This is a genomic window from Polaribacter sejongensis (genome assembly GCF_038024065.1).
In the GTDB taxonomy this organism is placed as follows: domain Bacteria; phylum Bacteroidota; class Bacteroidia; order Flavobacteriales; family Flavobacteriaceae; genus Polaribacter; species Polaribacter sejongensis.
Genome location: NZ_CP150667.1, coordinates 3,477,257 through 3,489,108, shown reverse-complemented (window position 1 = coordinate 3,489,108; position 11,852 = coordinate 3,477,257). Strand labels below are relative to the sequence as shown.

Annotated in this window: 8 protein-coding genes; 3 read left to right on the top strand and 5 right to left on the bottom strand. The window is 31.8% G+C overall.

The window, feature by feature from the left end; genetic code table 11:
• Nucleotides 1-58: 58 nt before the first annotated feature.
• Nucleotides 59-760: an NRDE family protein gene (locus WHD08_RS14425; protein WP_165731907.1), complete on the bottom strand. Its 702-nt coding sequence runs from the start codon at nt 758-760 to the stop codon at nt 59-61.
• Between the two features lie 153 nt (nt 761-913).
• Between WHD08_RS14425 and pruA the strand changes: the two genes are divergently transcribed.
• Nucleotides 914-2,539, top strand: a complete 1,626-nt coding sequence (gene pruA / locus WHD08_RS14420) for an L-glutamate gamma-semialdehyde dehydrogenase (RefSeq protein ID WP_208890336.1) — start codon at nt 914-916, stop codon at nt 2,537-2,539.
• 76 nt (nt 2,540-2,615) lie between these two features.
• On the opposite strand, the gene WHD08_RS14415 is transcribed toward pruA, so the two are convergent.
• Complete coding sequence (locus tag WHD08_RS14415) at nt 2,616-3,296, bottom strand: hypothetical protein (protein WP_208890337.1); 681 nt, start codon at nt 3,294-3,296, stop codon at nt 2,616-2,618.
• Nucleotides 3,293-7,015: a reprolysin-like metallopeptidase gene (locus tag WHD08_RS14410; protein ID WP_208890338.1), complete on the bottom strand. Its 3,723-nt coding sequence runs from the start codon at nt 7,013-7,015 to the stop codon at nt 3,293-3,295. The genes WHD08_RS14415 and WHD08_RS14410 overlap by 4 nt, the downstream gene beginning before the upstream one ends.
• Before the next feature lie 63 nt (nt 7,016-7,078).
• Here WHD08_RS14410 and lipB point away from each other — a divergent pair, with 63 nt between their 5' ends.
• Nucleotides 7,079-7,783: a lipoyl(octanoyl) transferase LipB gene (gene lipB / locus WHD08_RS14405; protein WP_208891169.1), complete on the top strand. Its 705-nt coding sequence runs from the start codon at nt 7,079-7,081 to the stop codon at nt 7,781-7,783.
• A 62-nt stretch (nt 7,784-7,845) separates the two neighbouring features.
• Here the strand turns inward: lipB and WHD08_RS14400 are convergent, their stop codons facing one another.
• Together WHD08_RS14400 and WHD08_RS14395 are read right to left on the bottom strand one after the other, a co-directional pair.
• Nucleotides 7,846-8,898, bottom strand: coding sequence for a nucleoid-associated protein (locus WHD08_RS14400; protein WP_208890339.1), 1,053 nt, complete (start codon nt 8,896-8,898; stop codon nt 7,846-7,848).
• Nucleotides 8,899-9,083: 185 nt separating this feature from the next.
• Entirely contained in the window at nt 9,084-9,683 is a 600-nt protein-coding gene (locus WHD08_RS14395; RefSeq protein WP_208890340.1) for a ribonuclease HII, read from the bottom strand.
• A 175-nt stretch (nt 9,684-9,858) separates the two neighbouring features.
• Between WHD08_RS14395 and WHD08_RS14390 the strand changes: the two genes are divergently transcribed.
• Entirely contained in the window at nt 9,859-11,829 is a 1,971-nt protein-coding gene (locus WHD08_RS14390; RefSeq protein WP_208890341.1) for a putative porin, read from the top strand.
• Nucleotides 11,830-11,852 lie beyond the last annotated feature (23 nt).

Sequence of the window (11,852 nt, the reverse complement as noted above, 5' to 3'; positions counted from 1 at the left end):
TAAAAGCAATATTTTACAGAACAGCTATCTAACTTAGATAGCTGTTTTATTTTATAAATTATAATATTTTACTTTTCAGAGGATTTAAAACATCCAAATAAGTAATATTAACATTACTTTTTTCTTTTTTCACAGAAGTAACACTCACCGTTTCTACAAATTCACGTTTCATTTTAGGTGAAGTACCAAGAGTTCCTAAATTCTCATTTTGATGAAATTCTACTATTTTTTCTTGATGAAATTCATCATTTTCTAATAACCAATTAGAAAACCAAACTTGCCTCATTTCCTTCATTTCTTCTGTGTACAAAGTAGATGAAGACCAAATTTTAGGTTCTTGTAATAATTTATTAAAATGTTTTGTATTTCCATCCCAAACCAATTCATAAGTTTCTAATTGATTTTTCCAATCGACCAAAACTAAAGTAAAAGGTTCTATCTCTGTAAAATCATAATTATTTACATAAGCTACTCCATCATCAGCAGATAAAATATTTTTGACAATAATACCTCTACTTATTTTATAAGAACTCTTTCTAGTATGTATTTTAAAGCCACCGTTTAAAAGGCAAACTAATCGACTTTTATCACTTAAACCAATCCAAGTTCCACCAGCTAATTCGTCTTTTGGATACGTTAACTGAACACCATTTTCTATATAATTTTGGGGTGGAATTGTATTTCTTAGTGGAGTCTCATCTCTATTAGAAGTTAAGATAAAATCATTATTTCCTAAAGGCAAATAACTTACTGTACACATACATTTTATAATTAATTATGATAAACTTTACGTTTAGACGATATCTTTATACATTCCTTAACAAAAGACATAAAAATTCAGTTAAAATTATTGAAACAAAAATTGTAACTTTGGAACTCAAAATTAGTCGATTAAAACTTAAAATACACACAAATGTCAAGAGGATTTTATAATGTTCCGAAAGCAGTAAACGAACCTGTAAAAGGGTACGCTCCGGGCTCTCCTGAAAAGGAAGAATTATTAGCTACTTATAAAGCTATGTATAACAGCAATATTGATGTGCCAATGCATATTAATGGTGAAGAAGTTAGAACAGGAAATACTAAAAATATTACTCCTCCTCATGATCATAAACATGTGGTTGGGCAATACCATACAGCAGATAAAACGCATGTAGATGCTGCTATTTCTACAGCTTTAGCTGCTAGAGAAGCTTGGTCTAGCGTAAGTTGGATGGAACGTGCTGCAATTTTCTTAAAGGCTGCAGAATTATTAGCAGGTCCTTATAGAGCAAGAATGAATGCAGCAACGATGATTGCGCAATCTAAAAACGTGTATCAAGCAGAAATTGATGCTGCTTGTGAAATGATTGACTTCTTCCGTTTTAACGTAGAATACATGACGGATATTTTTAAAGATCAGCCAACATCTTCTCCTGGAGTATGGAACAGGGTTGAGTACAGACCTTTAGAAGGATTTATCTACGCTATTTCTCCTTTTAACTTTACATCTATTGCTGCAAATTTACCTGCGTCAGCTGCATTAATGGGTAATGTTGTTGTTTGGAAACCTTCTGATCATCAAGCTTATTCTGCACAAGTAATTGTAGATTTATTTAAAGAAGCTGGTTTGCCAGATGGTGTTATAAATGTTGTTTACGGAGATCCAGTTATGATTTCTGATACTGTATTAGCTTCTCCAGATTTCTCTGGATTACACTTTACAGGTTCTACACATGTTTTTAAAGAATTATGGAAGCAAATTGGTACTAATATCCATACGTATAAAACGTATCCAAGAATTGTTGGTGAAACAGGTGGAAAAGATTTTATCTGGGTTCACAACTCGTCAAATCCTTTACAAGTTGCAACTGCAATGACAAGAGGTGCTTTCGAATACCAAGGTCAAAAATGTTCTGCTGCCTCTCGTTCTTACATTCCTGCGTCACTTTGGCCAGAGGTTAAGAAACATTTAATTGCACAAGCAAGCGAATTAAAAATGGGATCTCCAGAAGATACTTCAAACTTTATAAATGCAGTTATTCACGAAGGTTCTTTTGATAAAATTACTAGCTATATTGAGGCGGCTAAAAAAGATAAAGATGCAGAAATAATTATTGGTGGAAACCATGACAAATCTGTTGGTTACTTTATTGAGCCTACTGTAATTGTTAGTCAATCTCCAAAATATGCAACTATGACAACTGAGTTATTTGGCCCAGTAATGACGGTTTATGTATACGAAGATGCAGATTGGGAAGCTTCCTTAAAATTAGTAGATGAATCTACAGAATACGGATTAACAGGTGCTATCTTTTCTACAGATAGATATATTGTAGAAAAAGCTTCTAAAGCATTAGAAAACGCTGCTGGAAACTTTTATATTAACGATAAGCCATCTGGAGCTGTTGTTGGTCAGCAACCATTTGGAGGAGCAAGAGCTTCTGGTACAAATGATAAAGCGGGTTCTGCACAAAACTTATTACGTTGGACTTCTGTTAGATTGATAAAAGAAACATTGGTTTCTCCTACAGATTATAAATACCCTTTCTTAGGATAAGAAAAAATATCTTTTTATAAAAAAAAGCCACATCAATTTTTTGATGTGGCTTTTTTAATTTAATAAGAATACTTTATTAATCTACCGTAAACGTAAAAATTTGCCCAATAGATTTTGCCCCAACATTATCGGTTACATTCACTTGCCATGAATATGTTTTTCCTGAAACCACAGAAACCGAATATGACTTTACCGTAAGAGTATTATCAATAGAAATTAAAGTAGCATCTTCACCAAAAAATAATTCATATGTTAGTGTATCTGCGGTATTAATATCTGATGCTTCCCAAACTAGGTCTACAGTTCCTTCAGTAACGTTTCCATTATTTTCTGGCGATTGTAAATCAGCCATAAAAGGCGCATAATTTGTAACCCCATCTCCTTTTGTATAAAAAGAAAATATTTCAGAATTACTTTCTTGGTTATTATCTACGTCTATTGCATTTACTTGCCAATAATACGCTACAGACTTCTCTAAAGTTACTGTTAATTCACTTGCGCTAACAGTTCTGTTTTCTACAACATCTATTAACTGCCTGTCTTTGGCTATGATAATAGTATACTCGATAGCATCATTTTCTAAGTCTATAGCATCACTCCAGTTAAAAGAAATTGTATGATCTATACACAAAAGGTCTTTTGTAGGATACTCTAATTGAACAATACTCGGCGCTTTATTTTCATCATCCTTAGAAGAACAACTTACAGCTAAAAAGCAGATAGTACATAAATTTAAAATAATTATCGCTTTTCTCATTTCTTTAATATTTTAATCGGTTTTGCAGCAATTGGTAATTTTAAAATATAAATTCCTTTTTCAAATTGTTGAAACGGAATGGACATTGAATTACCTTGAACATTTACCATTTGTTTAAAAACTAATTTACCATTTATATCAAAAATTAGTGTTTCTATACGATCACCTTCTATTCCTAAAGGAAGTAATAATTCTATAGAATTTACCACTGGATTTTGGAGTAATATAACAGCATCTATTGTTGTTTTAAACACACCCTCACAATCTTTCGCCGTTTTTACCTCTAACAAGCCTCCTTCATTTAACTCAATATCAAAACTCTTTTCACTAGAAGTTCTTAGTAGCTTATTATTTAAGAATACACTAAAAGGAGCTGTCCCCTCATCAATAGCAAAAGAATATATTTTTGATGTTTTACTTGCACTCGCTTTTAATGATATTGGCTGAGACTCTACAATTTCAACTTCATAACATTGTCTAAAGTCTTGTTGAACTGTTTCTACACAAACCTCATAAATACCCGGACTTAAATCTGAAAATATTTTACTAGAACCAACTATCGAGGAAGTAGAAGTACTTGCAGAACTTGATAATGTTACATTATAATCTAAAGAAGTCTGAGATACGTCTACCGTAATAATACCATCGTTTTCATTTACACAAGTTTCTGATGTTGTTTGCACAGAAACATTGTTTACATCTATAACAACAATTGTATAATCTTCTGTTTCTCCCCATTCTGTTAAATGATCTGCATTACAAGGGCCATCTCCATAACCTCCTGTAGAATCATCATACTCTATAACAACTCTCATTGTTGTGCTTCCAACTTTGGCATCACCTGGCACTGTAATCATAAATGTTTTGGTTCCTATATCAGTAGACTCTGTTCCTAAATCATACCTTTCCGTTGTTTTATCAAAAATAAAATCTTGATTCCAATCTATAAATACATATACATGATCTTTAAACCCTCCCGTATTTAGAGTTACAGAAACTTGATGATCTTCTCCATTTTTCACTTTCGTTTCTATAGCCGTAAAATCTTCATATCCATTTACAGCAGCATTGCCAGAATTATTATTAATGGTATTAAATGTTACATTAGTTATAAATTCTTTCCCTATAACATCATCTGTAAAATTAGAAGCACAATAAACAGGTGTTAATGTTTTAAATTCAAATACATTTGAATAACTACCTTCTGCACAACTATTTTCAGCTTTTACTCTCCAGAAATAAGTGGTATTTACAGAAAGTTCTGATAAAGAATACTCATTTAAAGTTACATTTTCATTTACAATTAAGTGTGTAAAACCAGTATCTGTTGCTACTTGTACGTTGTAATTACTTGCATTGGTATCTGCATCCCAACTTAAGGTTGTACTTAAATCTACTTCAACAGCATCATTGGCAGGAGAAGTTAGCGTTAAGGCATCAAAACTAGAAGTCGTTATATTTAATTGAACATCTATGTTATTAGAAATACTTGTAGAACTACCTACTACATTAATCTTGTAAGGTTTTTCAATGGCATCATTTAAACCACTTACAGTCATATTAACATTACCATCTGCGCTTATAGTTGATGCACTAAAACTAACTGTTGTTCCCTCCGGTTGACCTGTAGCCGAAAGAGCCACATTTTCTGAAAATCCGTTTATAAAATCGAAATTTAAAATATAACTTACAGACTGATTTCCGGTATTACAAACAGACTGATCTCCACTTGTATCTGTCATTACAAATGTTGGAACTGATGAATTTATTGTAAAATTTGTTGCATTTACATTATAGAAAATATTGTCTGCCGCTTCTACCATAATTCTAGCAGATGTAGTTGGGTTTTCTGGTATTACAATATTTTCAGAACCATCATTGGGCGTATTTTCTTTTAAAATAATAGGAAACGTAATTCCACCATCTACAGATAATTTAATCGTTACATTTTGGCAATTTATTGGAGCAATATCAGTTGTTCCTTTATTCCATGTTATATTTTGTGTCGTGTCTGCAAACCAAGAAACAGCTGTACTTGGAGCTGAAACCGTAAAAACTTCTGCATCCTCTACCGTTACTGTCATATTATCTCTTGCAGTACTTCCTCCTCCTGCATGATTATCTCTCACTAGAAAAGAAAAATTTAAATCTCTTGCTACAGATGGCACAACTTCCCAAGTTGATGCTGTACTACCGGCTACCACCGTTGCCAATTCAGGCATGTATCTTTCTGAACTCATTGCAGAAGGTAAAGATCTAAACATTGGTCCTACAGAACTTGTTGTAGCTGGAGGCATTGTTGCTGCAGGTTCATTATCTGTCTGCTCCCAATTATAGGTTAAACTAGCCGTTCCATCTACATCTGTTGCAACTCCTTTTAGTAAAAAGGGTGTCGATTTTGGAATACTATAATCTAATCCTGCATTTGCTGTTGGCGCACTATTATTTGTATCTGTTAACACAGCACAATTTGCAGAAGAACTTACAATATTCCACATTTCTGCAATACTAACTGCATGAAAATAATCATCGCTTTTAGACTGTACGTTTGGTATACAAATACCTGCATACCCCATTATAGTAGAAGCACTACCAGGCTCTACTGCTGTGCTACTATTTATATTACAACTATTACTCTGTGTGTGATTTGCTCCAAATTGATGTCCCATTTCATGCGCTACAAAATCAATATCATACGCATCACCAATAGGTTCACTTCTTCCCGTTACTCCACGTGCTTTCTGACCTGTAATACAAACTACACCTCCACTTGCTAAACCGTCTCCACCAGTACTAAAAATATGTCCAATATCATAATTTGCATTTCCTATTTCAGTATCACAAATAGTTTGTACTTGATTAAGCATAGTGTCAGGATCTCCATCCGTAACATTATCTGTGGCTGCATCTAAAAAAACCACTTTATCATTATCTCCAACAATAGTCATTCTTACAGATAAGTCTCTCTCAAAAATACCATTAACTCTTGTCATGGTCGTATTCATTGCAGAAAGTACGGCAGCTTTTTTAACTTCATCTGAAGCAGCAGCAGATATATTCTGATTTGTTAAATGAAATTGTGCGTATTCTCCACTACAAACTAAAGCCAAACGAAAAGTTCTTAGTTTACCATCTTGTGCATTTTTAAAACTAGTAGTTTTAGCAATACCCATACGTGCAGCCTCTTCTACATGACAGGTAAAACTATCGTTATCTGTATTTAAATCACTTCTTTTGTAGACGATTAAAGATTTTTTATCCTTAGAATAAGGATCTATATATAATGTTTTTTCTACACCAGAATACACAACTGCATGAAAACCGTCTGTACCAATACTAATTTTTGCTACTGCAGTAGGATCATCTACTCCTTGAGCAGAATACGACTTTATCATAGAGTATTTTTCTGATAATTTGTTTTCAAAATTTGAAGTCTCATTGATAACAAAATTAGAAAAACCTCCATCAGTATTCGGTAATTGTATGGTTTTCTGTACCGATTTAGAACTAGATTTTGATTTTAATTCTGTATTAAAGTTATTTATATCTATAGAAACTAGATTGTATGCTTTTGGAAAATTCTTCTTAGAATAAATTTGATCTTCTTGAATTGAAAAATTGTCTTTATCAATCTTCTTCAAAAAGGTCTGAGCATTTATCACTTCGATAGAAGAAAAGAAGCCAACAAAAATAAATAACAGCAATAATCTTGTTTTCATAAACAGTATTTATATAAAATCGTTATCAAATATAATGAAATAATTATCTTTGTAGTCGCAATGATGAACAGAAACATACTATTAAAAGACTTATCTGTAAAAGATTACAAGGAGACTTGGGACTATCAAACTGACTTATTACAAGAAATTGTAGCCATTAAGATTGATAATCGTAGAAACGAGAATACAAACCCAACAAAAAATTACTTTTTATTTGTAGAACATCCACATGTTTACACCTTAGGAAAAAGTGGAGACCTAAGTAATTTATTACTGAATGAAAGTCAGTTAGCAGAAAAAGGAGCTACTTTTTATAAGATAAATCGTGGTGGAGATATTACCTACCATGGTCCTGGGCAAATTGTTGGCTACCCAATTTTAGATTTAGAAAATTTCTTTACAGACATCCATAAATACTTACGCTTTTTAGAAGAAGCTATTATTTTAACCATTGCAGAATATGGTATAAAATCAGAAAGAAGTCCTGGAGAAACTGGAGTTTGGCTAGATGTAGGAACACCATTTGCACGTAAAATTTGTGCTATGGGAATCCGTTCTTCTCGCTGGGTTACCATGCATGGATTTGCACTAAATGCCAATGTAAATTTGGGTTATTTTGATAATATTATTCCGTGTGGAATAAAAGGAAAAGCAGTAACCTCTATGGAAGCTGAATTGAACCGAAAAGTAGATATAGAAGAGGTGAAATCTAAAATTTTAAAGCATTTTAAAGTACTTTTTGAAGTGGAAGAGTTTATTGAGGCTTAAAAAAATAAAAATCCCACTTACGTTTTAAAACATAAGCGGGATTTTTTTACTTAGAAGAGATTTTACTTCTCTTCGTTAAAATACACTTTATAGTATTTCATTTTCTTTTCTTCATCATACCCTCTTTCTAAATATTCTGATGCTGCTTCTGGCGCATCTACATCTAGTTTTATGTTGATGTTGGTATCTAACTTAATTTCTGTTTTTAACTTGTTTTTTTCCTTCTTTAAAACAACTCCAGAAACATCAAAATTATTTCTGATTAACACATCGTTTAACTTTTCGAAGTGGTTTTTATACTCGTCAAACTTTTCTTTGTGTTTGTCATCTTCAAAAACTTCATCTTTAAAAGTAGCGTAATCTACAGCTTCATTTTCTTTAAAGTAATCTACAGTATTTGCTAAGAAATTTCCTTTTTCGTGCATTCCTAATTCTGGCTGAATTACCTCTTCAGAAAATTCTTTACACATTTCTAAATAGTTCTGTGTATGAGAATTATAATCGTCTGCTAATTTTACAGATAAGAAGTTTTTAACCCAATATTGTGCATCGTAATTGTTGTTGTCTACAGAAAAAACAACGGTACCTTCTTCGTCAGAAGTATTTAAAACCAAACACCCTTTATCTATTCTTTTTGTAGAGATTCCTTTTTGAACAACGATATCAAAACTTTCATTATCATCTAAATAAGTTTGGAAGAAATCTACTTTATTTTCTATTTTAAAAACTCCAATTGCTTCTGTTAAAACATCTTTATATTCGATACCTTCTATATAAACAACCAATACATCTCCAGTTTTTATTTGTGCCGAATTAGATTGCTCAAACAAATGATTTACAATACTTTTAGAGTATTCGACAAAACTTTCTTCGTCACTAAAAACTTCTGAAGCAAATTTATTTACCTCGTTTAAACGAACATCTTCATGCTTGGTAAAACGGTAACTCTGCGTTAAATTCCCGAATGGTTTCAATAAAAAACCTTTCATTAAATCGTAACTTTCTTGATCGAAACGAATTAAGTCTTCAGAAAAAACATTTTGTCCGCTATTAAATTTATTGGCTACTTTATGTAAAATACATTTGGTAATTTCTGCTTTGGTTTTTCTAATCATTACTTAAAATTTTGGAGCGTAAAAATAGTTGAAGTTTTTTAATAAAAAGGAAATAATTGTATGAGATTTTTTAAAAGTTAGCAAAATGGCTTAGCCCTGATTGAACGGTTTGTTTGAGCTCTTTTTTGTCTTTTTAGGCGAAAAAAGCGAGTAGTGAAAGCAGGAAATAGCTTCTAAAAAACAACTTACAGCTTTAATTTTATTTGTTCTGGTAGCAATTTAAACGTTTTTCTATGGTATTTAGTTGCTCCAAACTCTCTAATTCCGTTTCTATGTTCTTTGGTTGGATACCCTTTATTTTTAGCCCAATTATACATAGGAAATTCTTTGTGAATCTTTGCCATATACTCATCTCTATAGGTTTTTGCCAATACAGAAGCTGCTGCAATACTTAAATATTTTGCATCGCCTTTTACAATGGTTTCATGCGGAATATCTTTGTAATCTCTAAATTTATTTCCGTCTACAATAATGTATTCTGGCTGTATTTTAAGCATCTCTATAGAACGATGCATGCCCGTAATAGAGGCTTGCAAAACATTTATGAGATCTACTTCCTCTTGCCAAACAAAAGAAACGCCATAAGCAATGGCATTATTTTCTATAAACGGACGTAATTCATCTCGCTTTGCTTCCGATAATTGCTTAGAATCATTTAAAAAAGGATGCGTAAAATCTTTTGGTAAAATTACGGCTGCCGCAACTACAGGACCGCATAAACAACCTCTGCCGGCCTCGTCTGTACCTGCTTCTAAAATAAAACCACTATAATTTGATGCTAACATTTTGCAAAGAAAAGAAAACTTTTTCTTTTAGGTTCTTGTTTCTATAGGAATGGCTCTTTTTTAAGGAAACTTAAAATAAAAGGTGAAAAATATAGTTTAATTAACAGATTTCATGATAATTATTAACGAATCTTTTCGTTAAATTATTTTACATTTGCCATTGCAGAAACAATCTATGAACAAATCGTTATTTTTCTTATCAATACTTGTTTTATTTATAACAAACACGCTATACTCTCAAACAGATTTTCAGTTGGGAAGTGGAGGAAATGGCTTAGGAAGGAATCCTAATTCTCAGAATGATTCTATTAAAAATTCTGGTGAAATCTCTGTAACTTTATCTGGAAAGACAAAATATACGGATTATAAAATATTTTCTCACCAAAGAGATACTACTTATATAGACACCACTTTATCGATTCAGAAGGATTATAAATTCAATTATTTGCGTACTGATAATTTTGAGTTATTGGGTTTTCATAATCAAGGGCAAACTTTTACTAATTTAGGATATGATTTTAGCAATCTAAAGTTAATGCCAGATATTGGTTTTACTGCAAAACAGTTTAGTTATTTAGATATCGACGAAATAAAATATTATGAAGTACCAACACCAACTACAGAGATAACTTACAGAACTGGTTTACAACAGGGACAAGTTTTAGATGCTATTTTTACTGTTAATTTTTCTCGAAGACTTAATGTTTCTCTTTCTTACAAAGGAATTCGTTCTTTAGGTGCTTATAGAAGGTCTTTGGCTAGTCATGGAAATTTTAGAGGTGCTTTTCACTACAGAACAGAAGATAATCAATATGAAATCCGTGGACATTTAACTTCTCAAGATTTCTTTAATGAGGAAAGTGGTGGCTTACCACAAGCTGAAATTGATAAGTTTGAAAGCAACGATTCCGACTATAGTACTAGATCTTATTTGGATGTAAATTTAGATGATGCAGAAAATGATTTTGAAGGTAGAAGAGTTTATTTAGAACATAGTTATAAATTATTGGCAAATAAAGACACCATTAATAAAACAGATTTTAGCAACTTAAAAATAGGACACGTATTTACTACAGAAACTAAAGAATATAGTTTTACACAACCTACAATAACAACAGATTTTTTTGGAGAATCTAATGCTTCTGGAGCAAGCAATAACCAGGCTAAAAATACCATTACAAATAATGAAATGAACTTAGAGTTTAATTCTAAATATGTACTTGGTAAATTTAAAGCCAAAGTAAATCTTTCTAGTTATTCTTACGGATATGATTCAATTTTAAATTCTAATAGTAATATTTCTAAAATAAAATTAGAAGGAAATGCTATTTCTGTGGGTGCAGATTGGAATGCTAGAATTAAAAACTTTCATTTAAATGCAACAGGTAATTTATCTCCAGGAAGTGGCAGGTTGTCTGGGAGTTTTCTACAAGGAGAAGCTTTGTACAAAAAAGATAGTCTTTTTGCTGTAAAAGGTAGTTTATTAATTAGTTCTAAGTCACCAAATTTCAACACTTTATTACATCAAAGTAAATATGATGATTACAACTGGTATAATGACTTTAGTTCTGTTAACACAAGAGATTTAGGGTTCGATTTAAGTTCTAAATGGTTAAATGCTTCGTTAAATTTTACCAATATTGACAACTATACGTATTTTGATGAAAATAACAAACCACAACAGTTTGATGGCCAGATTTCATATTTAAAGGTAAAAGCAAGTAAAGAGTTTAGGATAAAAAAGTTTGCTTTAGACAATACCATAATGTATCAAAATGTAAGTAGCGGTAGTTCGGTTTTTAGAGTACCAGAATTGGTTACTAGAAACACATTATATTACCAAGATTATTGGTTTAAAGGGAAACCAATGCTGGTAAATATTGGGGCCACTTTTAACTACTTTACAAAGTATAAAATGAATGCTTATAATCCGTTATTAGCAGAGTTTACCTTACAGAATGACCAAGAAATAGGTTTCCCTTCTGTAGATGTTTTCTTTAATGCACAAGTACGAAGAACGCGTTTGTTTTTAAAAATAGAAAATGTAACTTCTAGCTTTACAGAGAAAAATTATTACTCTGCGCCTAACTACCCTTATAGAGATTTTGTCATCCGTTTTGGATTGGTTTGGAACTGGTTTATATAGTCACAATCTGACGGATAAAGTAT

Coding starts and splice junctions, on each gene's coding strand:
- WHD08_RS14425 (WP_165731907.1), bottom strand. CDS start 760: ATGTGTACAGTAAGTTATTTGCCTTTAGGAAATAATGATTTTATCTTA.
- pruA (WP_208890336.1), top strand. CDS start 914: ATGTCAAGAGGATTTTATAATGTTCCGAAAGCAGTAAACGAACCTGTA.
- WHD08_RS14415 (WP_208890337.1), bottom strand. CDS start 3,296: ATGAGAAAAGCGATAATTATTTTAAATTTATGTACTATCTGCTTTTTA.
- WHD08_RS14410 (WP_208890338.1), bottom strand. CDS start 7,015: ATGAAAACAAGATTATTGCTGTTATTTATTTTTGTTGGCTTCTTTTCT.
- lipB (WP_208891169.1), top strand. CDS start 7,079: ATGAACAGAAACATACTATTAAAAGACTTATCTGTAAAAGATTACAAG.
- WHD08_RS14400 (WP_208890339.1), bottom strand. CDS start 8,898: ATGATTAGAAAAACCAAAGCAGAAATTACCAAATGTATTTTACATAAA.
- WHD08_RS14395 (WP_208890340.1), bottom strand. CDS start 9,683: ATGTTAGCATCAAATTATAGTGGTTTTATTTTAGAAGCAGGTACAGAC.
- WHD08_RS14390 (WP_208890341.1), top strand. CDS start 9,859: ATGAACAAATCGTTATTTTTCTTATCAATACTTGTTTTATTTATAACA.